Annotated in this window: 16 protein-coding genes; 5 read left to right on the forward strand and 11 right to left on the reverse strand. The window is 67.6% G+C overall.

The annotated features are described in order from the left end of the window. Positions 1-95: 95 nt before the first annotated feature. From AC07UW_RS19150 to pilG, 4 genes are read right to left on the reverse strand one after another with little or no spacing between them, the layout of a single operon-like run. Positions 96-2,132 (reverse strand): methyl-accepting chemotaxis protein, encoded by a 2,037-nt coding sequence (locus AC07UW_RS19150; protein ID WP_059064855.1) that lies wholly within the window; start codon positions 2,130-2,132, stop codon positions 96-98. A gap of 41 nt (positions 2,133-2,173) precedes the next feature. Further along, positions 2,174-2,704, reverse strand: a complete 531-nt coding sequence (locus AC07UW_RS19155; protein WP_223496227.1) for a chemotaxis protein CheW — start codon at positions 2,702-2,704, stop codon at positions 2,174-2,176. Continuing rightward, positions 2,704-3,066 carry a response regulator gene (locus tag AC07UW_RS19160; RefSeq protein ID WP_025877749.1) on the reverse strand — a complete coding sequence of 121 codons (363 nt, stop codon included), beginning with the start codon at positions 3,064-3,066 and terminating at the stop codon, positions 2,704-2,706. The genes AC07UW_RS19155 and AC07UW_RS19160 overlap by 1 nt, the downstream gene beginning before the upstream one ends. Before the next feature lie 18 nt (positions 3,067-3,084). Then, the gene (pilG, locus tag AC07UW_RS19165) at positions 3,085-3,486 is read right to left on the reverse strand and encodes a twitching motility response regulator PilG (RefSeq protein ID WP_005418455.1); all 402 of its coding nucleotides are present in this window, start codon (positions 3,484-3,486) and stop codon (positions 3,085-3,087) included. A gap of 240 nt (positions 3,487-3,726) precedes the next feature. On the opposite strand from pilG, the gene gshB reads away from it, so the two are divergent. Continuing rightward, on the forward strand, positions 3,727-4,674 hold the full coding sequence (gshB, locus tag AC07UW_RS19170) for a glutathione synthase (protein WP_049466293.1): 948 nt from the start codon (positions 3,727-3,729) through the stop codon (positions 4,672-4,674). Then, complete coding sequence (locus tag AC07UW_RS19175) at positions 4,674-5,558, forward strand: energy transducer TonB family protein (protein ID WP_312787528.1); 885 nt, start codon at positions 4,674-4,676, stop codon at positions 5,556-5,558. The genes gshB and AC07UW_RS19175 overlap by 1 nt, the downstream gene beginning before the upstream one ends. A gap of 531 nt (positions 5,559-6,089) precedes the next feature. Here AC07UW_RS19175 and tsaB read toward each other — a convergent pair. The 4 genes from tsaB to mrcB form a co-directional block, all read right to left on the reverse strand. Beyond that, positions 6,090-6,803 (reverse strand): tRNA (adenosine(37)-N6)-threonylcarbamoyltransferase complex dimerization subunit type 1 TsaB, encoded by a 714-nt coding sequence (gene tsaB, locus AC07UW_RS19180; protein ID WP_495212673.1) that lies wholly within the window; start codon positions 6,801-6,803, stop codon positions 6,090-6,092. A gap of 9 nt (positions 6,804-6,812) precedes the next feature. Next, positions 6,813-8,861: a DNA repair helicase YoaA gene (gene yoaA / locus AC07UW_RS19185; protein ID WP_263930324.1), complete on the reverse strand. Its 2,049-nt coding sequence runs from the start codon at positions 8,859-8,861 to the stop codon at positions 6,813-6,815. A gap of 572 nt (positions 8,862-9,433) precedes the next feature. Next, complete coding sequence (locus AC07UW_RS19190; RefSeq protein WP_080150494.1) at positions 9,434-9,970, reverse strand: hypothetical protein; 537 nt, start codon at positions 9,968-9,970, stop codon at positions 9,434-9,436. Next, positions 9,967-12,408, reverse strand: a complete 2,442-nt coding sequence (mrcB, locus tag AC07UW_RS19195) for a penicillin-binding protein 1B (protein WP_223496232.1) — start codon at positions 12,406-12,408, stop codon at positions 9,967-9,969. Before mrcB ends, AC07UW_RS19190 begins: the two co-directional genes overlap by 4 nt. Before the next feature lie 95 nt (positions 12,409-12,503). On the opposite strand from mrcB, the gene AC07UW_RS19200 reads away from it, so the two are divergent. Next, positions 12,504-14,603, forward strand: coding sequence for a glycosyltransferase (locus AC07UW_RS19200; protein ID WP_223496233.1), 2,100 nt, complete (start codon positions 12,504-12,506; stop codon positions 14,601-14,603). Here the strand turns inward: AC07UW_RS19200 and AC07UW_RS19205 are convergent. Both AC07UW_RS19205 and AC07UW_RS19210 read right to left on the reverse strand, forming a co-directional pair. Then, the gene (locus tag AC07UW_RS19205) at positions 14,600-16,165 is read right to left on the reverse strand and encodes a hypothetical protein (protein WP_313251814.1); all 1,566 of its coding nucleotides are present in this window, start codon (positions 16,163-16,165) and stop codon (positions 14,600-14,602) included. The genes AC07UW_RS19200 and AC07UW_RS19205 overlap by 4 nt on opposite strands. A gap of 30 nt (positions 16,166-16,195) precedes the next feature. After that, complete coding sequence (locus AC07UW_RS19210) at positions 16,196-18,352, reverse strand: bifunctional (p)ppGpp synthetase/guanosine-3',5'-bis(diphosphate) 3'-pyrophosphohydrolase (protein WP_223496236.1); 2,157 nt, start codon at positions 18,350-18,352, stop codon at positions 16,196-16,198. 130 nt (positions 18,353-18,482) lie between these two features. Here AC07UW_RS19210 and AC07UW_RS19215 point away from each other — a divergent pair, with 130 nt between their 5' ends. After that, positions 18,483-19,019 carry a hypothetical protein gene (locus tag AC07UW_RS19215; RefSeq protein WP_223496237.1) on the forward strand — a complete coding sequence of 179 codons (537 nt, stop codon included), beginning with the start codon at positions 18,483-18,485 and terminating at the stop codon, positions 19,017-19,019. A 138-nt stretch (positions 19,020-19,157) separates the two neighbouring features. Here AC07UW_RS19215 and hrpA read toward each other — a convergent pair whose 3' ends face one another. Next, complete coding sequence (gene hrpA / locus AC07UW_RS19220; RefSeq protein ID WP_495212674.1) at positions 19,158-23,243, reverse strand: ATP-dependent RNA helicase HrpA; 4,086 nt, start codon at positions 23,241-23,243, stop codon at positions 19,158-19,160. A gap of 86 nt (positions 23,244-23,329) precedes the next feature. Between hrpA and AC07UW_RS19225 the strand changes: the two genes are divergently transcribed. Next, the gene (locus AC07UW_RS19225; protein WP_025879374.1) at positions 23,330-23,878 is read left to right on the forward strand and encodes a Dps family protein; all 549 of its coding nucleotides are present in this window, start codon (positions 23,330-23,332) and stop codon (positions 23,876-23,878) included. The last annotated feature ends 256 nt before the right edge of the window (positions 23,879-24,134 follow it).

Below are 24,134 nucleotides of genomic sequence, written 5' to 3' on the forward strand. Positions count from 1 at the left end.
CGCTCCGGTCGCCGCCGCGCGACGGTCGCGCGGATCCTGGCGTGGGGAATGGAAATGCTTCATCGACTGGTTCCTTGCTCGCCGCCCTGCCCGTGTCACGCCGGCAGCTTGAAGTCGGCGACCGAACGACGCAGGTCGGCCGCCAGCTGCGCGAGGTGGCCGATCGACTCGGCGGTCTGCCCGGCACCCTGCGAGGTCTGGCCGGTGATCTGGCGGATCACGCCCATCGTGCGGGTGATGTCCGACGCCGCCGACGACTGCTGCTGGGCGGCGATGGAGATGTTCTTGATGAGGGTGTTGAGCGCGTTGGACACGCGCTCGATCTCGGTCAGTGCGGTACCGGCGTCTTCGGCCAGGCGCGCACCGGACACCACTTCGGCGGTGGTCTGCTCCATCGAGGTGACCGCTTCATTGGTATCGGCCTGAATGGCCTGCACCAGGTTCTCGATGCGTCGGGTCGCACCGGAGGTACGTTCTGCCAGGCGCTGCACTTCGTCGGCCACGACCGCGAAACCACGACCGGCTTCACCGGCCGAAGCCGCCTGCACGGCCGCGTTCAATGCCAGGATGTTGGTCTGCTCGGAAATGTCGTTGATCAGTTCCACGATCGAACCGATCTCCTGCGAGGATTCGCCCAGGCGCTTGATGCGCTTGGAGGTCTCCTGGATCTGGTCGCGGATCTGGTCCATGCCCTGGATGGTCTCGCGGACCACGCCGGCACCTTCGGCGGCGATCACCACCGAACGCTGTGCCACGTCGGCCGACTCGGCCGAGTTGCGCGATACCTGCTCGATGCTGGCGGCGATTTCGCCGATCCGGTCCGACGCCGAGGTGATCTGGTTGGCCTGGTGGCCGGCCGCTTCGGCCAGCTGCATCGCCGTTGCCTGCGTTTCCTGGGTCGACAGCGCGACCTTGGCCGAGGTGTCGTTGATGGTGGTCACCAGGTGGCGCAGTTCATCCACCGCGTAGTTGATGGCGTCCGCGATCGCGCCGGTCATGTCCTCGGTCACCGAGGCTTTCACCGTCAGATCGCCCTCACCGAGCGAGGAGATTTCGTCCAGCAGCCGCATGATCGCCTGCTGGTTGCGGCTGTTGAACTCCACCTGGGTCTGGTAGCGCAGTTCCTGCTCGCGCGAGCGGCTGCGCACGTTGGTGGAGACGAAACCGATGATCGCGATCAGCGACAGCGCACCGGACACCACGCCGATCCAGAAGTTCGGGAACAGGCGGGTGTCGGACACCGAACCGAACGAGGAGAAGGCTTCGAACAGCTTGCGGCTGTCGGTCAGCATCTTCGCCGAACCCTGGCCCAGTGCGGAGGCAGCGGACTGCGCGGCGAACAGCTGGCGCGAGCTGGCCAGGATCGCGTCGGCGTCCTGCTTCATCGCCTGCCACTTCTGCTGCGACTGCTCCAGCGCAGCGACGGCGGCAGCGCCGCGCACCGCGGTGATGCCTAGATCCTCGTTGCCATTGCGCAGCGCATCGAGCACCTGCGAGAACACGGTGATGTCGCGGGCCAGCGCGTCACCGGCAGCGGCCGCAGCCGTGCCGCCGGCGCGGATTTCAGTCACGCGACGCGCCATCGAACCGGCGACCACCACCTGCTGCAGGGCGCTGTAGACCTGCGACGCCGGGGCGCCGGAGGCGGACATCGCACGCACCAGTTCGTTCAACTGGGCCTGCAGGCCCGGCACCGCACCGGAGAAGTTGTTGGCGTTGCCGGCCAGGGCCAGCACTGCCGGTTCACTGGCCACCAGCTGGCCTGCCTGCTTGCCCAGCGGCGCCCAGGTGTCGGCCAGGGTCGAGATCGCCCCGGACACGCCCGGCTCGTTGCCGTAGCGGCCCTGCAGGGTCGACACGTTCTGTTCGATCGCGTTGCGGGTGGCCTTGAAGGCGGTGAAGGCCTGCGCGTTGCCGCCGACCGCGTCACGGCCCTGGTTGGCCAGCTGCTGCGACAGTACCTGCAGGTCCGCGGCCTTGGAACCGGCATCGGCCAGGCGGCTGCCCTGCCAGGTGGACACGCCGGTGTTCACACCGAACAGGATCATCGACAGGGCCAGCAGCGCCAGCCAGAGGTTGCTGCCGCCCAGCCGCAGCTTGCCGGACTTGGTGGCATCCGAAGCAGTACTCATCGTTCAACCTCGATTTTCAATGCAGGGGGCGAAGCCCGGCCTCAGGCCGCGGCTTGCCGGAATTCAGGGGTACGCGACAGCAGCGAGAGCGAAAACACGCCCCAGTCGTTGCCATCGGCATGGAAAGCGCGATCGACGAAGTGGCCGTAGCGTCCGTCGGCCAGTGAACCGGCCTCGATCTGCTGGGTCAGCTCGAAGCTGCGCTGGCCGAACAGTTCATCGATGGTCAGGGCGACGTCGCCACCGGCCTGGCGCATGATCAGCACGCGCTGGCCTTCCTGCTGGACGGTGCGCGCCCCTTCCAGGAAGTACTTCAGGTCGACCACCGGGAACAGGTTGCCGCGCAGGTTGCCCACGCCCAGCAGCCACGGCTGCGCGCATGGCACCGGGGTCACCGGCGGCATCGGCACGATCTCCACCACTTCGCGGAAATCGGACACCAGCCGACGCTGGCCAACACGGAAACCGACGCCACGCCACAGGTCCTGGGCGAACTGCCGCCCGGGCAGCTGCACCGCGTGGGCCAGGCTGCGCCGTTCGTAGGCTTCAAGAATGTCGAAGGGCGAGCGCATCAGGCCACCAGCTCGTTGATCCGGGCGATGAGTTCTTCCTCGCGCGGCGGCTTGACGATGTAGTCGGCGGCGCCCTGGCGCAGCCCCCAGGCCTTGTCGGTTTCCATCGCCTTGGTGCTGACGATGATGACCGGGATGTGCTTGATCGCTGCGTCGCGGGCCATCGCCCGGGTCGCCTGGAAACCGCTCATGCCCGGCAGCACCACGTCCATCAGGACCAGCTGCGGCACCTGGTCGCGGACCAGCTGCAGGCCATCTTCGGCATTGTCCGCTTCCAGCACCTCATGGCCGGCACGGCGCAGCCATTGGGTGAACACCGCGCGGTCGGTCGGTGAATCCTCGATCAGGACGATACGAGCCATTGTGCCTTTCCCCCCTGGTCAGGCGTTGACGTACGTGCGGATGGCACCCAGCAGTTCTTCGCGCGTGAATGGCTTGGTCAGGTATTGCTCCGAGCCGACGATGCGCCCCCGCGCCTTGTCGAACAGACCATCCTTGGACGACAGCATGATCACCGGGGTCGCCTTGAACAGCTGGTTTCCCTTGATCAGTGCGCAGGTCTGGTAGCCATCCAGGCGCGGCATCATGATGTCGACGAAGATGATCTGCGGCTGCTGGTCGGCAATCTTGGCCAGGGCCTCGAAACCGTCCGTCGCGGTCACTACTTCGCAGCCTTCGCGCTTCAGCAGTGTTTCCGCAGTCCTGCGGATGGTCTTCGAGTCATCGATGACCATCACCCGGAGTCCTGCGAGCTCCCCGCCCGCAGTCGTGTTTTCAGTCATTGCCATTCCCCAAGCGCACGGCCCAATCTTTGGCGGGAGCCGCTGCGAAAGCGTATCTATATCGCACTTCCCGCGCCCGCTTCAAGGGCGGTCCGTGGCGCGGGGCGTGGCGCCGGGCTGAACGTGACCGGATTGGCAATCACTGCGCAGCCCGGCAAGGGACGCTGCGTTGCACATCGCCGGGGAGGCGCACGGCCGGCGTTGCCGCTACCATCAACGCCTTGCCTGACAGGTGCACCCATGCCGTTGAACGTCATCGTGGTGATGGACCCCATCGCCCACATCAAGATCGCCAAGGACACCACGTTCGCCATGCTGCTGGAAGCCCAGCGCCGGGGCCATGCCCTGCACTACGTGCGCCCGGGCGGGCTGGCGCTGGAAGGCGGGGTGGCCGTGGCCTGGACCGCCCCCCTGCAGGTGCGCGACGACCCGGCCGGCTGGTACGAGCTGGGCGCATTCAGCCGGACCGAATTCGGTCCCGGCCAGATCGTGCTGATGCGCAAGGACCCGCCGGTCGACGCCGAGTATGTCTACGACACCCAGGTGCTGGATGTCGCTGCCGCCGCCGGTGCGTGCGTGGTCAACAACCCGCAGGGCCTGCGCGACTACAACGAGAAGCTGGCCGCGCTGCTGTTCCCGCAGTGCTGCCCACCGACCCTGGTCAGCCGCGACGCCAAGGCACTGAAGGCCTTCGCGCTGGAACACGGCCAGGCGGTACTGAAGCCGCTGGATGGCATGGGCGGCCGCTCGATCTTCCGCAGCGGACAGGGCGACCCCAACCTGAACGTGATCCTGGAAACGCTGACCGACGGCGGCCGCAAGCTCGCCCTGGCCCAGAAGTTCATTCCCGACATCACTGCCGGCGACAAGCGCATCCTGCTGGTCGATGGCGAGCCGGTCGATTACTGCCTGGCGCGCATTCCGCAGGGCGATGAGTTCCGCGGCAACCTGGCCGCCGGTGGCCGTGGCGAAGGCCGCCCGCTGAGCGAACGCGACCGCTGGATCGCCGCCCAGGTCGGCCCGGAAATGAAGCGTCGCGGCATGCGTTTCGTCGGCCTGGACGTCATCGGCGACTACCTGACCGAGGTCAACGTGACCAGCCCGACCTGCGTGCGCGAGCTGGACGCGCAGTACGGCCTGAACATCGCCGGCACCCTGTTCGACGCGATCGAGGCCGATCTGCGCTGATGGATGCCGCACCTGCCGTCCTCGCCCCGCCGCCGCGCGAAGCGCAGCGGCTGGGCGCCACCATCGCCCTGTCGGTGCTGGTGCACGCCCTGCTGATCCTCGGGGTCGGCTTTGCCGTGAAAGGCGACGCGCCCTTGGTGCCGACCCTGGAAGTGATCTTCAGCCAGACCCGCACCGCGCTGACCCCGAAGCAGGCCGATTTCCTGGCCGCCGCCAGCCAGGAAGGCGGTGGCGAGCACGATCGTGCGCAGCGCCCCCGCGACAACCAGGCCGGTATCGTGCCGCAGGCCCAGTCCGGCATCAGTCCGGTACCCCAGCAGCAACAGTCGGCAGCACCGGTGCCACCACCGCAGGCGCGGGTGGTCAGCAGCCGCAATGGCCAGGACACCGTGGCCGTGGCGCAGTCGCGCCCTACCCCGCTGCAACCAACACCGGATGCTCCGATGACCGCGCGCGAACAGCGCGATGCTGAAATGGCGCGGCTGGCGGCGGAAGTGCACCTGCGTTCGGCGCAGTACGCCAAGCGCCCGAACCGGAAATTCGTTTCGGCCAGCACGCGCGAATACGCCTACGCCAATTACCTGCGTGCGTGGGTGGACCGCGCCGAGCAGGTCGGCAACCTGAACTACCCCGACGAAGCACGGCAGCGCCGGCTGGGGGGACAGGTGGTGATCAGCGTGGGGGTACGCCGCGACGGCAGCGTGGAAAGCAGCCGGGTGTTGAAGTCCAGCGGCACGCCGCTGCTGGACGAGGCCGCGCTGCGGGTGATCCAGCTGGCGCAACCGTTCCCGCCGTTGCCCGACAGCGAAGACCAGATCGACATCCTGCAGGTCACCCGCACGTGGGTGTTCCTGCCCGGTGGCGAACTGCGCGACGACCGGTGAGGTTTTCTGCCCGGGCCTGCGGCCCGGGACCCGCTGCAAGCAACAGCAACGGCAACTGCAACGGCAAGATCAAGAGCGGCGGTTGGGCTGTTCGGTTTGGCGGGGCGGTGTGGGCTTGCAGGACACGCCGTAAACCCATCCATGGGGGCTCGATGGCGCCATCCATGGCGCCAACGGTCCTGCAAGCTCACACCGCCCCACCCCTGACAGATCGCGGCGCATCTTTGCTGTTGGTAGCTGTCGACCTTGGTCGACACGATGCATCCACGCCATGCCTGCACGGTAGATCCACGCCATGCGTGGATGCGAGCGAAGCGATCGGCTTTTTGACTTTGATTTTGTTCTTGATTTTCCGTGGCGGACGCGCACGGAAACTGTCCGTGGCCGGGCGGGGTGGGTTCGCGGGGGTGTCCGCGGCATGGATGCCGCGGCCAAGCCCCCATGGATGGGTTCACGGCGTCCCCCGCGAATCCACCCCGCCCGGCCAACCCACGGCTTTTGATCTACGCGACCAACCCCGCCACAAGGGGCTCAGCCGTTGGCCTTCGCCTTGGCATCCCGCGCCGCCTGCTGCTCGACCAGCGTCAGCGCCACGTTGTCCCGCAGGTACGCCGGCTCGACCTTCTCCGGCGCAATGCCTTCGCCGCGCGCGAACGCCGGTACCGCCAGTGCCAGCACATCCGCTGCACGCGGCAGCGCCGTCGCATCGAAGCGGCGCAGACCAGCCCCCAGTTGCGCGACCAGCGCGCCCTCGCCCGCGGCAAACCCGGTGCCGACGCCGTAGACGGACGCGGCTTCCGGCAACGACACCGCCGCCGGCACGCACACGCGCTCGGCATCCCGCGCCACCGGCAGTCCATCCACGCGCTCGAAGCGCGCCACGTACAACTCGCCCATCCGCGCATCGATCGCCGACAGGATCTGGTTCTCTTCCACCGGCGCGCGCAGCGCCAGCACCTGCAGCGTCGACACCGGCAACAACGGCCGATCCAGCGCCAGCGCGATGCCCTGCGCCAACGCGATCGCCAGGCGCACACCGGTGAACGCACCGGGACCCCGACTGAGCGCAATGCCGTCCAGCTGGCGGCGGCTGATGCCGGCCTCGGCCAGCAGCTCCTCCGCCCACGGCAGGCTCAGTTCGGCATGCCGACGCGGGGCGATCTCGAAGCGTTCCAGTACCTGCCCATCCACATGCAGGGCTACGGAACAGGCTTCGGTGGCGGTTTCAAAGGCGAGCAGTTTCATCGGATCGGGTCAGAACAGGGGGAACGTGGCGCCGGGAGCCGGCTCCGGCCCCGCCACGGCGGCGGTCGGGGCAGCGGCATCCGCCACGGGCGCCCATTGTGGCGCAAAGAAGGCCTGCACATCGGCCAGGGCCCGGGTTCGCCGGAACGGCGGCAGCGACTGCAGGAAGACCTTGCCATAACCCCGGTTGAGCAGGCGCGGGTCGCACAGCACCAGCACGCCACGGTCGGTCTCGCTGCGGATCAGGCGGCCAACGCCCTGCTTCAGGGCAATCACCGCCTGCGGCAACTGCTCGTCGCGGAAGGGATTGCCGCCCTGGGTGCGTATGGCATCCAGCCGCGCTTCGTACACCGGATCATCGGGCGTGGCGAAGGGCAGCTTGTCGATCACCACCACGCTCAATGCCTCGCCGACCACATCCACGCCCTCGCGGAAGCTGGCCGAGCCCAGCAGCACGCCATTGCCGGATTCGCGGAAACGCTGCAGCAGGGTCGCGCGCGGCGCTTCGCCCTGCACGAACAGCGGCCAGGGCCCATCACGCAGCGCCTCGGCCGCCTCGCGCAGCGCACGATGCGAAGCAAACAACAGGAACGCCCTGCCCTGCGACGCCTGCAGCACCGGACGCAGCACCTGGATCAGCGCGGTTCCGAAACCGCGTGCTGCCGGATCCGGCAGGCCTTCAGGCAGGTAGCACAGTGCCTGCTCGGGCCAGTTGAACGGACTGGGCTGTACCAGCGTCTGTGGATCATCCAGGCCCAGGCGCGTGGCGATGTGCTCGAATCCGCCGCCAACGGTCAGCGTAGCGGAGGTGAAAATCCATGCGGCATGGCTGCGCTCGCGATGTTCGCGCAGCGGCGCGGACACATCCATCGGCGTGCGCTGGCAGCGGAAACCGCGCGCGGTCAGTTCATACCAGAGCACGTCACCAGCGGCGGCGGTCGCTTCTGCAGGATCGGCATCGAAGTCGAGCGCGGGTTCTTCATCCCCCAGCCAACGGCCCAACCGCGAAATCGCCTCACGTGCGCGCGCATGGCAGGCATCCAGGCCAGCAGCGGCTTCGCGCAGCGGTTGCAATGCCTGCTCCAGCACCACCAGGCTGGACATCACCGCATCGAAACCCTCGCGTACCTGCGGCATCGCCAATGCCCGCCACTGCGTGCCGCGCGCGGGCAGCCCCTCCATCGCTGCTCGCAGTGCAGACAATGCCTGCTGCAGATGATCGACCGGTTCCTGCAGTGCCGACTGTGCGCCACCCACGCCGCGCGCTTCAACCAGGCAGTCACGGCCCAGTTCCTGCCAGGGGCGCATGCCGAAGCCTTCGCCGAAGAACTGTGCGGCCAGTTCGGGCAGCTGATGGGCCTCGTCGATGACGAAGGCCTGCGCACCGGGCAGCAGTTCACCGAAGCCCTCCTGCTTCAGCGCCAGATCGGCAAGCAGCAGGTGATGGTTGACCACGACCAGATCGGCGGCCTGTGCACGCTGGCGGGCCCGCACGACGAAGCAGTCATCCCAGAAGGGGCACTCGTTGCCCAGGCAGTTGTCGACGGTGGAAGTGACCATCGGCAGCAGCGGCGAGTCGTCGGCCAGGCCATCGAGCTCGGCGATATCGCCCGAATCCGAACGCCCCGACCAGGCCAGGATGCGCTGGAACTGCGCCGCCTGTTCGGGGCTGGAAAAACGCGGCTCACCGCGTGCCTGCTGCAGGCGATAGCGGCACAGGTAGTTGCTGCGTCCCTTCAGCAGCGCGCTGCGCAGGCCGACGCCCAGCGCTTGGCGCACGCGTGGCAGGTCACGGTGGTAGAGCTGGTCCTGCAACGCACGGGTACCGGTGGAAATGATGGTACGCATTCCGGACAGCAGCACCGGCACCAGATAGGCGAAGGTCTTGCCGGTGCCGGTACCGGCTTCGGCGAGCAGCAGGTCGCGCTGCTGCATCGACGCGGCAATGGCCTCGGTCAGGCGCAGCTGCGCAGGACGCGGAACGAACGCGTCCAGATGGGAGGCGAGCGCGCCGCCTTCGCTGAGGGCTTCGCGGCTGGCATGGACAAGGTCGGACATCAGATGGAAAGGATACCCGGCCGGGCGCTGCCCGGCACCCGTTTCAGGCCAGAGCACAAGCAAAAGCAACGGCAACAGCGTTTGTTCATGGCTCTGGGTTGTACTGAGGGCTGGCGGGGGGCTGTGGGTTTGCGGGGTGTCCGCGGCATGGATGCCGCGGCCAAGCCCCCAGGGATGGGTTTACGGCGTCCCCGCAAACCCACAGCCCCCCGCCTTCGACAGTTTCCCGGTGACGGAATGCAAAGGCTGAGCGGAAGCGGTTGGTGTAACGGAGAAAGTAGAAGGGGTCGGATCCGTTCTCCTGCGGAAAACGGATCCGACCCCGCAGCGAGTGCGCGCAGCGCGCGACCCGCGTTTGAATTTGATTTTGTTCTTGCCTGCGGCGGCCGCAGGAAACTGTCCGTGGCCGGGTGGATGGGCTGGGCAGGGGCGTGAGCCGCATGGATGCGGCGACCGAGCTTACATGGACGTACTTGCAGCGTCCCCTGCCCAGCCCATCCACCCGGCCAACCCACGTCAGACCATCAGCCCGCCCGCCGCAGAGGGGGCAGCGCCCGATGGAGGGGAATACCTCAGTACCGCTTGATCCCCGGCACCGTGCAGCCTTCGATCTGCGCGTGCGCGGACACCGCATTCTCCTTCTCGCCCCGCGCCAGGCGCGCCTGCTCGATCGTCGCCCAGTGCCGGCGGCACAACGGCCCCGTCTTCGAGCCAAGGTCCACAGCCTTGCGTGCGAACGTTTCCGCCTCCGCCCACTGGCCCTGCAGCAGCGCCAGTTCCGCGCGTTCCTGCAATACCGACGGATCACCGGCCACGATCTGCAACGCCTGGTCCAGGCTGCCGGCCGCGCCAGCCAGATCATTGGCCTTGCGCTGGGTCAGCGCCGTCTGCCGCAGATCCTCAACCTGGGAATCGCGCAGTGGCTGCACCGACAGTTCCTTGTCATCCGGCCCGGCTGCGGCTTCCACGGCTGCCAGCCGCTGTGCGGGCGTAGTGGTATCCACCGGCTTGACCACCTGCGGCGCGCTGCTCACGCAGGCCGCCAGGGCCAGGCTGAGGCCACTCAGGACCAAGGGCTGGAACAGCGAACGGATAGTCATCGGCATCATCGGCTTGGAGGAGGAGTCGCTGCAGCGGGTGCTGCGGCAGGTTCAGCAGCGGGTTCGGGCTTACGGTCAAGGCCGAACCAGCTGCGCCAGCCGCCGCCCTCGCCTTCCGCACCGCCCTGCGCGTCCGGCAAGGGCGCCGGTGCACACGGTTCATACGCAGGCGCATAACCCACCACGAACGGGAATCGCCGCGCGCCCGGGCACCCTTCATCGGTGCTGTTGGTTCCCGTAGCGGCAACCGGCTGCCAGTCGAGGCCCTTGTTGCTGACCTTCAACGGTGCCGTCGGCAGGCGCTGGAAGATGCCCGACCACACCCGCATCGCGCCGGTGGCACCATACAGGCCTGCCTGTTCGTTCTGGTCGTTGCCCATCCAGATCACCGCCAGATGATCGCCGGTGTAACCGGCATACCAGCTGTCGCGGCCATCGTTGGTGGTGCCGGTCTTGCCGGCCGGCTGCAGGCGGCCCAGGCCATCGGCGTTCAAACGCTGCGCGGTACCACTGGCCACCACCTGCTGCAGGCCGATGCTGATCAGGTTGGCGGCAATCGAGTCACCTTCCTGTGCCGGTGCAGGGGTCTTGTCGTAGCGCTTGAGCAGCTTGCCCTGCGGATCAAGGACGCCACGCACCGCGTGCAGCGGCTGGATCTCGCCGCCCGATGCCAGGAACTGGTACAGCTGCGCCATCGCGTACGGGCTCTGGTCGGTCGAGCCGAGGATCACCGCCGGGTTCGCCTCGGCCTTGATGCCGGCCAGCACGTGGATCAGCTGCGTCACCCGTTCCGGGCCGACCTGCATGCCCACCCGTACCGTCGCCTGGTTGTAGGAGTGGGCGAGCGCATCGATCAGGCGCACGGTGCCGTGGCTGCGGTTGTCCGCATTGCCGGGGTTCCAGTTGCGGCCGCGGCTGAGCTGCACCGTCACCGGTGAATCATCGACCCAGCTGGCCAGCGAATAGCGGTCCGGCTGCGCGAGTGCGAGCAGGTACACGAACGGCTTGAGCAGCGAGCCGACCGGGCGCTGCGCCTCGATGGCACGGTTGAAGCCGACCTCGGACACTTCGCGGCTGCCGATCACCGCCACCACGTCACCGTTGTGCACGTCGGTCATCACCAGGCCGGCCTGCAGCTCGGGGCGACGCTTGCTTTCCAGCGACTTGATGGTGCGCGTGACCGCGCCTTCGGCATAGGCCTGCGCGGACGGCGACATACCACTCATCACGCTCAGGCCGGCGCCCTGCAGGGCCGATTCCGGATAGTCGTGGGCAAGCTGGCGACGCACCAGGTCGACGTAGGCCGGGAAGCGGTTGGCCGCCACCAGGCCCGGGGTCTTGGGCACGCCCAGCGGCGCCTTCAACGCACGCTGGTACTCGGCATCGTCGATCAAGGTCGCCTCGTGCAGTTTGCCCAGCACGAAGTTGCGACGGTCCAGCGCCCGCTCGGGATTACGCCGCGGGTCGTAGTAGGACGGCCCCTTGACCAGGCCGATCAACAGCGCGATCTGCTCGGTTTCCAGCGAGGAGAGATCGCGGCCGAACCAGAACTCGGCACCGGAGGACATGCCGTGGATCGCCTGGCTGCCGCGCTGGCCCAGATACACCTGGTTGAGGTACGCCTCGAAGATGGTGCGCTTGTCATAGCGCGCTTCCATGATCAACGCATACAGCACCTCGTTGAACTTGCGGGTGACGGTCTGTTCCTTGCCGATTCCCAGCAGGCCGCTGCGGGCCAGCTGCTGGGTCAGGGTGGAAGCACCCTGGCGGCTCTGCCCACCGGAGCGGACAGTCACCCAGACCGCGCGTGCGATGCCGGACAGATCGATGCCGTGATGGCGGTTGAAGTCCTTGTCCTCGACCGCCTGCAGGCCAGTGACCAACAGGTCCGGGGCCTCGTTCATGCGGATCAGGCGGCGTTCTTCCTGCTTCTGCCCATACAGCGTGGCGATGCGCGCAGGATCCATGCGGGCTGCCTTCAGCGCCTTGCGGCTGTCGGCGTCGCGCAGCGAGGCGATGCTGCCGCCGGACAGCGACAGCTCGACCCGGCGCGCAGCAACGTGGCCATCGACATCGTTGTAACCGCGGCTGGAGATGACGAAGCGCCCGCCCTGCACCGCATAGGTTGCCGGATCCTTGCCCTGGCCATCATCGCGATAGGCCGAGGCGGCCAGTTCGGTCTTCAGGGTTGCCGCATCCATCGCCTTGCCGGGCAGCAGCACCAGCGGGCGTGCATAGACGCGCGTCGGGATCTGCCAGCGCAGTTCACCGAAGCGCTGCGTCACCTGTTGGTTCAGGTACAGCGTATAGGGGATCAGGAAACCTAATCCCAACGCGACCGCCGCCATGCTCCAGGTGATCAGCCGGCGGCGCCAGAGCGGACCGGTGTCCTGCTGGTCGTCGTCGTCGAAATCGTCGATATCGTCTGAATCGTAGCGTCGGGGCACGGGAATGCGACAATGTAGGGTCTGGCGAGTCTACCCCAGCCGCTGCGGCAGGCGAATTCTCCCGGCCCCCCTGCTTAAGCTGGAGTTGCAACCGGATGGCGATGTCCCTGGCCGAAATCCGCTACCTGATCAATCGCCTGACCGGCTTGGCCCGCCGCAGCCTGGCCAGCCTGCGCACCCGCGGCTGGCGGGCCACATGGCAGCGGATCCGGGTCCACGCCCAGCGCGCGGTGCCGGCACCGCGCAAGCCGCTCTACCTGGCACCGGCACAGCCGTTCGCTCCCTTTGCGGTGCCCACCAGCGATACCCCGGACGTCAGCATCGTCATTCCGGTGTACAACCACGTCGACCATACCCTGGCCTGCCTGCGCGCCCTGGCCGCGCACCCGCCGTCGGTGGCCTGCGAAATCCTGGTGGTGGACGACGGCAGCAGCGACGCAACGGTGCAGTGGATGCCGCAGATCAGTGGCCTGCGCTACGAAGTCCGCGAGCACAACGGTGGTTTCATCGAGGCCTGCAACGATGGCGTGTCGCGCACGCGCGGCCGCTATGTGGTGCTGCTCAACAACGATACCGTGCCGCAGCCGGGCTGGCTGGAGGCATTGCTGGACACCTTTGCCACCGTCGCCGATGCCGGTCTGGTCGGCAGCCAGCTGCTGTACCCTGACGGCCGCCTGCAGGAATCGGGCGGGGTGATCTTCAGCGATGGCAGCGGCTGGAGCTACGGCCGTTTCGAAGCCGCCGATGATCCCCGCTTCGCCAGCCTGCGCGACGTCGATTACTGCTCCGGCGCCGCGCTGATGCTGCCACGTGCCCTGTGGCAGCAGCTGGGCGGTTTCGACACCCGCTACAAGCCCGCCTACTACGAAGATACCGACCTGGCCTTCCGCGTGCGGGCACAGGGCCTGCGCGTGCTGGTGCAACCGGCCAGCCGGGTGATCCACGATGAAGGCACCAGCAATGGCACCGATACCGGCAGCGGCGTGAAGGCCTACCAGGTACGCAACCAAGGTATTTTCGCAGCCAGATGGGCCGCTGAACTGGCCTCCCATCCGAAGCTCGGCGAGGTACCTTCGCCGGCGCTGCTGCTGCGCGGCCGTCGCCAGGTGTTGATCCTGGATGAGGAAGTGCCGCGCCCGGAGCGCGACTCCGGCTCGCTGCGGCAGGTCAACCTGATCCGCCTGCTGCTGCAGGGCGGCGCCCACGTGGTGTTCGTGCCCACCCGGCGCGAACACGGCGGCGTGGCGACCGAAGCCCTGCAGCGGATGGGCGTGGAAGTCTGGTATACGCCCTTCCTGGACGGTGTTGCAGGCTGGCTGCGCAGCCACGGTACCCGCTTCAACGTGGTGATGATGGTGCGCCACCACGTCGCCAATGAATGCCTGCCGCTGCTTGAGCGCTATGCGCCGCAGGCCCGCACCGTGTTCGACACCGTCGACCTGCACTACCTGCGCGAACGCAGGGGTGCGGAAGTGGCGGGCGATGCTGGCCTGCTGCGCAACGCCGAACGCACCCGCGCCAGCGAACTGGCAGTGATGGACCGGTGCGACATCACCGTGCTGGTCAGCGCCGCCGAGCGCGAACAGCTGCAGGCCGATGCGCCCCAGGTCCGGGTGGAGCTGATCTCCAACCTGCATGAGGTCGCCGGCACGGGTGCACCGTTCGCGCAGCGCCACGACCTGGTGTTCGTCGGCGGCTTCCGCCATCCGCCGAACCTGGATGCGATGGAGTGGTTCATCGGCGATGTGTTCCCGCACGTCCGCGCGGCGCTGCCGCAGGTGCGCCTGCATTGCATTGGTGCCGGTGCACCGGACACGCTGCTTGCCCTGGCAGCCAACCAGCCGGGCGTAGTGATGCATGGCTTCGTCGAAGACATCGTTCCGTACATGGACGGTGCCCGGATCGCCATCGCGCCGCTGCGTTTCGGCGCCGGCGTGAAGGGCAAGATCAACCTGAGCATGGCCCATGGCCAGCCCGTGGTCGGCACCACCTGCGCGGTGGAAGGCATGCACCTGCGTGCCGGCCAGGACGTGCTGGTGGCCGACGATGCAGCGGGCTTTGCCGATGCGGTGGTCCGCCTGTACCAGGACCCTGTGCTCTGGCAGCAGCTGGCCGCCGCTGGCTTGGCCAACGTGGCCGAACATTTCTCGCTGGATGCCGCATCGGCAACCGTGCAGCGGGTGTTCTTCGACTAGTCGATGTGGCCGCCTGCGTGCCGCAGGCGGTCCTCGAACGCGGCAAGCTCGGCCAGATCCGGCTGCAACCGCCGCACCTGCTCCACGGCCGAGGCGGCAAATTCCACATCACCGCGACCCAGCCGTTCGCTGCCGATCGCCAGCCAGCGCTGGGCCAAGCGGGAACGCGCATCGGGCAATCCTGCGGCCGTCGGCGCCAGGGTCTGCCACGCTTGCAGGCAGGCACCTGCGGCCTGCACCCGGTTCTGTCGCAGGTTGTCATCGAAACAGGACCTGCTGGCGGGCAGCAGGCGCGCTGCCGCCGCCTTGACCCGGCTGTCGCGCGGTGCCAGTGCCTGCGCTTCGCGCAGCGCATCGAAGGCGCTGTGCCCGGGGGGGCTGATCCACTGCCCGGCACGCTCGGCGCGATCGATCTGGCGCAACCGATCACGCAGCTGGCGCTCACGCTGGGCAGCGCTGATGCCAGGCTGCTGCAACGACTGGCGTGCCTGCCGCGCACGCTGCAGGCGCTGTGCAAGCTGCTGCTGCGCCGCTTGCGAGGCACCCAGACCTGCCGCCAGCGCAGCATCCTTGTCGGCCGCCTCGAACTGGAAATCGTCGGCCCGCTTCTGGCTGCGCGCCAGCAATGCCTGCACGGTCTGCTCGCGCCCACGCAGTGCAGTGGGATCATCGGACGTGACCGCCAGCACGGCCTGGAAACTATCCGCAGCCGTCTCAAGCTGCTGCCGTTTTAGCGCACGCTGACCCTGCTGCAGCCGTTGATCGACGGCCTGGGAGAGCGCTTCCTGGCTGGCAGGAAGCTCGGAATGACCTGCATCGAACTGACGTGCGCGCTGCAGGATCGCAGCCGCCGTGGCCAATTCGCCGCGCGCGGCCTGTGCACGCGCCTGCTGCAGCAGGTCGCTCAATGCATCCTCGCGACCTTCCAGCGCAGGCAGGTTGTCCGGCTGCAGCGTCAGCACCCGCTGGAACAACGGCAACGCACTGCTGTCGCCGTCGTCCAGCCGCCCCGCTGCAAAGGCATTGCGGGCCTGCGCAAGCAAAGCGCCGATGCCAGCCCCGGCACGACGACGCGCCTGCAGTTGCTGGGCCACCGCGTCTGCCTCGGCACGCGGCACCTGCAGCTCACGCGCCAGCGCCAGCGCCTGCGCGCAGCCGTCCAGGTCGCCCGCCTGCAGCCGCTCGCGTGAGTGCTGCAGCGCTGCCGCACCGGTGCGGGCCAAGCCCTGTCGTGCCTGCGGACGGTCGCCATCCAGGGCCAGTACCGCCTGGTAGCGTTCTCGCGCGCCGCTGCCGTCGCCCGCGGTCAAGCGACCTTCTGCCAGCGCGCGATCGCCCTCGGCCAGCAGTTGCTCTATCTGTGGCTCATCCCAGAACCAGTCCGCCAGCGGTTTGCGCACCAGTACCAGCAGCACGAACACGGCTGCAGCCGCCAACAGCGCCCAACGCCACACCCGGCGTGCATGCCGCGCCTGCAGCCACCACCAGCGGCTTTCACGGCGAACGCGATCGAGCGCCGGATGTGCGGCGCTGTGTGAGCGATGCAGGGGCTCGCGTTCCATGCGTGCAGGGTAGCCGGGGCAGCGTGAAGCTCAGCCCAGACGACGCGCCTCGCTGACGCCCGGCAACGCATCGAGCTTGCCCAGCAGATTCGACAACTGGCCGTAGTCGCTGACCTTCAGCCGCAGGCGCAGATGCGCGCGGCCGCTGTTGCGGACGTTGTCGCTGTGGATGTCCAGCACGTAGGCGTCTTCCTGTGCGATCAGATTGGTGATGTCCTTCAGCAGCCAGCGGCGGTCGACCGCATCGACCACCACGTCCACTTCATAGCCACCGCCGGCCTGGCCCCATTCCACCGGCAGGATCCGCTGCGGACTGGACGCAGCCAGCCGTGCCAGTGCCACGCAGTCTGCACGATGTACCGTGACACCACGGCTACGGGTCAGGTAGCCGACGATCGGTTCGCCCGCCACCGGCTGGCAGCAGCGCGCCAGCTGCACCAGCAGATTGCCCACGCCCTGTACGGTGAACTTGGACTTGCCCAGGTTCTCGCGGCGCGCGGTCGGCCGCGGCAATGCCGACGTCGGCGCCGGCTGGCTGGCCGCACGCTCGGCCTCCAGCAGCGAACGGCTGACCTGGTTGGGGCCGGTATCGCCCAGGGCAACCTGGATGTAGAGGTCGTCGACGCTGTCGGCGTGAAACTTCTTCGCCGCTGCGGACAGGTCCGAATGCTGCAGGCCCAGCCGCTTCAGTTCGCGCTCCAGCAGCTCGCGCCCTGCCTGCACGTTGCGCGCACGGTCCAGCTTGTGGAACCAGCTGCGCACCTTCTCGCGCGAGCGGTTGCTGGCCAGGAAGCCGTTGGCCGGCATCAGCCAGTCGCGGCGCGGGTCGGCCTCCTTGCCGGTGAGGATCTCGACGCGATCCCCGCTGCGCAGACGGTAGGTCAACGGCACGATGCGGCCGTTGACCTTGGCCCCACGGCAGCGGTGCCCGACCATGGTGTGCACCTGATAGGCAAAATCCAGCGGCGTTGCGCCCTGCGGCAGGTCCAGCACCTCGTCCTTCGGGGTCAGCGCGTAGACCCGGTCTTCGGTCAGCTCGGCATCAAGCGCCCCGGCCAGTTCATTGCCCTGCCCGTCCTGCGCCTGCTCCAGCAGCTGCCGCATCCAGGTGATCTTGCGATCAAACGACTTCTCCGCGCCCTTGCCGCCTTCCTTGTACTTCCAGTGCGCGGCCACGCCCAGCTCGGCCTGTGCGTGCATGTCGTGGGTGCGGATCTGCACTTCGATGGTGCGCCCCTCCGGGCCAACCACCGCCGTGTGCAGCGAGCGGTAATCGTTGGCCTTGGGCCGGGCGATGTAATCATCGAACTCGCTCGGCACCGGTGCCCACAGCGCATGCACCACGCCGAGCGCGGCGTAGCAGGCGGCGACGTCGTCGACCATCACCCGTACCGCACGGATGTCATACAGCTGGTCGAAGGCCAGGCGCTTCTTCTGCATCTTCCGCCAGATGCTGTAGATGTGCTTGGGCCGGCCGCTGACCTCGGCGCGGATGCCCTGCACGCCCAGTTCGCGCGACAGTACCTTCTTCACATTCTCGACATAGCGCTCGCGGGCGATGCGGGTCTCGTCGACCTCACGCGCGATGCGTCGGTAGGTTTCCGGCTCCAGGTGGCGGAAGGCCAGGTCTTCCAGTTCCCACTTCAACTGCCAGATGCCGAGCCGGTTGGCCAGCGGCGCATGGATGTCGCGGGTCAACTGGGCCAGCGCGCGGCGCTGCTCCTCATCGAGCTTGTCGGCTGCGCGCATGCGCGCCAGCTGCCGGGCCAGCAGGATCGGCACCACCCGCAGGTCGCGGATGATGGCCAGCAGCAACCGGCGCAGGCCTTCGCTGTTGCGGCCCGCCTCGCGCCCGGCATGCAGGGCCCAGACGGGATCAGCCGCATCCTGTCCATCGAGCAGGCCGATCACCGCCGCTTTGTGGCTGCCCAGCGGCAGTGCATCGAGATGGACGCGCAGGCCCGGCAGATCGAACAGCAGGGCCGCCACCACGGCACCCTCGTCTGCCGAGAGCATCGCCAGCGCGTCCAGGGTATCGCCCAGCACCGACCAGCTGGCACGCATCTGCGGGTCGCAGTCGGGCGCTTCCCAATGCCCGCGCAGGGCCTGGCGCAGCGGAGCCGGCAGCACGGCTGCCGAGGGGCGGTTCAACAAGGCATCCAGGCCGGGGACGGAAGCGCGGTTCACAGCATCGAGCAGGCAAGACAGAAGCCCCTACACTAGCGCCGCAGCCGTTCAGGAACAATCGCCGCGGCCAGCATCGCCGGGAATGTGGACATGCCGCTACACTCGCCGACATCCACGGGAGAGTTCCGCCATGCCTTCGATCACCCTGTCTTTCCGCCCTCGCCTTCTGGCCTGTGCCGCCGTGCTGCTGTCCCTGTCGGCACCCGCGCTGGCCCAGCGCGTAATGCAGGGCGACCTGCAGCAGCAGATGTCGCCGGCCGAATTCAAGGCCGCAGGCTTGGACAAGCTCAATGCCGCCGAGCTGGCCACGCTCAACCGCTGGCTGCAGGGCAAGGTTGAAGCCGCCACCACCGAGGCGGTCGCTGCGGTGCGCGAAGAAGCGCGCGAGGAAGGCCGCCAGGAAGTGATCGTGAAGAACCGCGGCTTCTTCGACTTCGGCAGCAGCGAGCCGATCAGCGGCGTGCTGCAGGGCGAGTTCCGCGGTTTCGGCAAAGGCCGGGTCTACGTGCTGGACAATGGCCAGCAGTGGGAACAGACCGATGCCACCTCGATTTCCGGCGTACGCAAGCAGTCGCCGAAGGTCAGCATCAGCCCCGGAGTGATGGGCGTGTGGTACCTGAAGGTCGAAGGCGTGAACACCCAGCCCAAGGTGCGCCGCACCAAGTAACGGCCTGGCTTTGCTGCAGAGCCAAGCCAACGTCTGGCGGCAACCGTCTGCGCCACCATCGGCTGTAGATCCACGCCATGCGTGGATGCCATTCCGCTTGACCCCGCCGGCGAGTGCCCGGCGGGGCCAGCCCAGGGATTACGAGGCCTGGCGCAGTGCGGTCACCCGCTGCGCCAGCTTCTTCGCCGAAACGCCGGTGCGTGCGCCCAGTTCCTGGGCGAACAGCGATACCCTCAGCTCCTCCAGATCCCAGCGCAATGCCTGCCACTGCGGCCGCTCGCGCAGGCCCTGCTGCTCGCCCACCTGCAACGCCTCCAGGAACGGGTGCAGTTCCAGCATGCGCGCCTGGTCACGCGGGGGATCGCGCTTGGCACGCTCGGTGCGCAGGATCATCGCTTTGAGGTAGCGCGGGTACTGCGCCAGGACATCAGCCGGCGTGTCGCGCAGGAAACCCGGATGGATCAGCCCAACCAGCTGCGCTTCCATGTCATCCAGATTGCCGCGCGCCCAGCCCATCAACGGCGCCTCCAGCATCGGCTTCAACTCGGCCACCAGGGCAAGGATCGACTCGGCCAGCTTCAACCGCTGCATGGCTTCGCCGAACAGCGTTTTTGCGGCGTGTTCGCGACGCTGCTCGAATGCAGCTGCATCGCGGATATCGCCCAGGCCGTCGGCCAGCACGGCATTCAGCGCCGCATCGACCAGATCGCCACGCAGGCGTTCCTGGGTTTCGATCGAGGCATACAGCAGCCCGGTCTTCGCCGCTACCGGCAACTGCTTGCGTGCCTGCTTGATCTTCTCGCCCAAGCCGATCTCCAGCAGTCGACGCACGCCCAGCGGGTGTGCTTCCTCGGCCTGTTGGCGATCAGCAAAGATGCGCAGTGCAACGCTGTCACCCTCATCCTTCAGCGCGGGATAGGCCGGCACACCGGCCTCGCCCGGCACCTGCAGCGGAATCGGCGTGGCCGGGAACGTGCGCAGTCCATCGGCTGCCATCTCGCGCCCGGCACGCGCGGCGAACGCATCGCCGGCACGGCCGCCAAACTTCGCACGCAGGACATCGAGATCGCGCGACGTCGCCAGCACCTTGCCCTGCTCATCGCGCAGGCGCAGGTTCATGTGCAGGTGCGGCTCGATTGAACCGGGCTCGAAATCGATCGCGGCCACCGTTGCCCCGGTTGCCCGTGACAGGAAGCGCGCCAGCTCACCGGTGATCGCATCGGCACTGGGCTGCGGGAACGCTTCGTAGAACGCGCGCGCGAAATCCGGCGCCGGCACGTAGTTGCGCCGCATCGCCTTGGGCAGGCTGCGGATCAGCGCGGCCGCCTTGTCGGCAACGAAACCGGGCGCCAACCATCCCAACTGCACCGCATCCAATGCATTGAGCAGGTGCAGCGGGACGTCCAGTGTCACGCCGTCATCTTCGGCCCCGGGTTCGAAGCGGTAGTGCAGCGGCAACCGCGCCTGGCCCAACGCCAGGTACTTCGGGTAGCGCTCCTGCTCGCTGCCTTCGCCCGGCAGCAGATCCACCAGCGACCAGTGCAGGCCCTTGCGCTGTTCCGGCGGCAACGCCTTCCACCACGCATCCAGCCCTGACGCGGAGTGGATCAGCGGCGGCACCCGGTCCAGGTACCAGCGTGCCTGCCAGTCCTCGTCGGCAACGATGCCGGCACGGCGCAGCTTGGCTTCTTCCTCGCGTGCCTGCTCCAGCACCTTCTGGTTGTCGGCCACGAAGCTGGCGCGGGTGTTGATCTCACCGGTCACCAGTGCCTGGCGCACGAAGATGTCATGCGCCTCGCCGGCGTTGATGCGGCCGTAGTGCACCGGCTTCTTAGGTGCCAGCACCAGCCCGAACAGGCTGATCTGCTCGGAGGCCAGCACCTGGCCCTGCGCACGCGACCAATGTGGGTCGAAGTGCTTGCGCAGCAGCAGGTGCGGCAGTTCGGCAATCACCCAGTCCGGCTCGATCGCCGCCAGGGTCATGCCCCAGACCTTCTGCGTATCCAGCAGGTTGGCGGCCAGCAGCCAGGGTGGCGGCCGCTTGGACAGCGTCGAACCAGGGAACGGCAGGAAACGGCGTTGGCGCGGCGCCTGGAAATCACCTTTCTCGCTGCGATGGCCGATCTGCGTGGGCAGACCCGCCACCAGGGCCCGATGCAGGGTCTGGTAAGCCGTGGCGCGAACGCGCTCGCTGTAACCACCACCGTCGGGCGCCTGGTCCTTCTGCGCACGGGCGGCGACCGGTGCGGGCGCCGTTTCGGCCTTGCCCTCGCGGGCCAGGCGCGCGGCACGGTGCAGCTGGCCACGGGTCGCCTTCACCGCAGCAGCATCATCGCGCGCCGGAGCCGGCGCACTGCTGCCGGCCAGCAGCGGGGCCATCGATACCTCGGCGGCCTCCTCCTTCCAGCCCAGTTCCTCGCACAGCAGGCGCAGCTGGCGATGCAGCTCGCGCCATTCACGCATGCGCAGGAAGCCGAGGAAGTGGCGGCCGCACCAGTCGCGCAGCTTGGACTGGGTCAGATCCTCATGGGACTGGCGATAGGCGTCCCACAGGCGCAGTACACCGACGAACTCGGAGCGGCCGTCAGCGAACTGCGCATGTGCGTTGTCGGCCGCGCCGCGCGCCTCGGGCGGTCGCTCGCGCGGATCCTGGATGCCCAGGAACGAGGCGATCACCAGCATCGGTCGCAGGCAGCCCGCGGCCTGTGCCGCCACCAGCATGCGCGCCAGTTTCACGTCCACCGGCAGGCGCGCCATCTGCTTGCCGATCGCGGTCAAGTGGCGCTCGCTGTCGATCGCCCCCAGCTCGGTCAGATGCTGCCAACCATCGGCGACGGCCCGCTCATCCGGCGCCTCAAGGAACGGGAAGTCCTCGATGCGGCCCAGGCCGAGCTGCAGCATGCGCAGGATCACCCCCGCGAGGCTGGAACGACGGATTTCCGGATCGGTGAACTCCGGCCGTGCCTGGAAATCGGCCTCGGCATACAGGCGATAGCAGATGCCCTCGGCCACGCGGCCACAGCGGCCCTTGCGCTGGTTGGCACTGGCCTGCGAGATCGGCTCGATGTGCAGCCGGTCCAGCTTGTTGCGCGGGCTGTAACGCTTGACGCGGGCGAAGCCGGGGTCGACCACATAACGGATGCGCGGCACCGTCAACGAGGTCTCGGCCACGTTGGTGGCCAGCACGATGCGCCGGTTCGGGCCGGGGTTGAACACGCGGTCCTGGTCCTGGTTGGACAGCCGCGCGTACAGCGGCAGCACTTCGGTATTGCGGTACTTGCGCCGCTCCAGCGACTGGTGCGCATCGCGGATCTCACGTTCGCCCGGCAGGAAGATCAGCACGTCGCCACGGGAATCCAGGCGGGTGATTTCGTCGATGGCCGCAACGATGGCATCGTTGACCGTGCGTTCGCCCTGGTCTTCGCCCTCGCCTTCCAGCGCGCGATAGCGCACCTCGACCGGATAGGTACGGCCTTCGACGCTGATCACCGGCGCATTGTCGAAATGCTGGGCGAAGCGCTCGGTGTCGATGGTCGCCGAAGTGACGATCAGCTTCAGGTCCGGGCGCTTGCGCAGCAGCTGCTTGAGATAGCCAAGCAGGAAGTCGATGTTGAGGCTGCGTTCGTGCGCTTCGTCGACGATGATCGTGTCGTAGTTCGACAGCCAGCGATCACTGGCGATCTCGGCCAGCAGGATGCCGTCGGTCATGAACTTGATGCGGGTGTCTTCGCCGACCTTGTCGTTGAAGCGCACCTGGTAGCCCACCAGCTGGCCCAGCTCGCTCTGCAGCTCCTGCGCGACACGGCTGGCCACCGCACGTGCGGCGATCCGGCGTGGCTGCGTGCAGCCGATCATGCCGGCCTGGCCACGGCCGGCGGCCAGGCACAGTTTCGGCAGCTGCGTGGTCTTGCCCGAGCCGGTTTCACCTGCGATCACCACCACCTGATGGTCGCGGATCAACTGGGTGATGGTCTCGGCTTCACGCGCAATCGGCAGCTGTGGGTCCAGAGTAATGGCCGGCTGTTGTTGCGCCCGCGCCTGCCGGCGCTGCACCGAAACCTGCAAGGCCTGCTCGAAACTGGCGGCCAACGCCGCATCCTGTGGCTTGGCCTGGCAACGCGAGAGCATTCCCAGCAATCGTCCACGGTCGCGGCTCATGGCGCCGTCGATGGCGGCACGCTGTTGGCGCTGGCGGGACTGCGGCATTTTGTCGATAGCGTTCATCAATCGGTTCGTTTAAAACTTTGAATGCGACCAGTCATCAAGACTGATTTATTGTGAAGGCCAACGATTCCACAAGGAGGAACCCCATGGCGAAGACCAAGAGCACGACCAAGCCCAAGACCGGCAAGCAGAAGCTTGCGGCTTCCGCGCCGTCGGCCCCCAACATCGATATCGGGATCACCCAGGGCGACCGCAAGAAGATCGCCGACGGATTGGCGCGGTTCCAGGCCGATGCGTTCACGCTCTATCTGAAGACCCACAACTTCCACTGGAATGTCACCGGGTCGATGTTCAACTCGCTGCACACCATGTTCGAGACGCAGTACACCGAGCAGTGGGCGGCACTGGACGATGTGGCCGAGCGCATCCGCGCACTGGGCTTCAATGCCCCGGGCTCCTACCGGGAATTTGCTGCGCTGACCTCGATCGTCGAGGAGCCGGGCCTGACCGACAGTGCGGACTGGCGTGAAATGGTACGCCAGTTGGTGGTCGCCAACGAAGCGGTATGCCGTACGGCACGTGAAGTGCTGGATGTGGCCGACGACGCTGACGACGCCCCGACCGAGGATCTGATGACCCAGCGCCTGCAGACCCACGAGAAGTACGCGTGGATGCTGCGCTCGCTGCTCCAGTAAGGTTTTTGGGTGGTTCAGCAGGGCTGCGCCCTGCACCTGCAGAGGCCTTGAAGCCAAGGCCAGAGCCAGAGCAAAAGCTGGCTTCCTGTGGGTAGGCGGGGTGGGTCCGGTTGCGGGGGACGCCGTGAATACGTCCCTGTAGGCTCGGTCGCGCCATCCATGGCGCTCACGCCCCCGCAACCGGACCCACCCCGCCTTCGACAGTTCTCCGCGATCTGTCGGGCCAGCTCTTGGGGTCGGATCCGTTTTCCGCCGG

The sequence above is a fragment of the Stenotrophomonas sp. GW821-FHT02D01 genome (assembly GCF_059421765.1).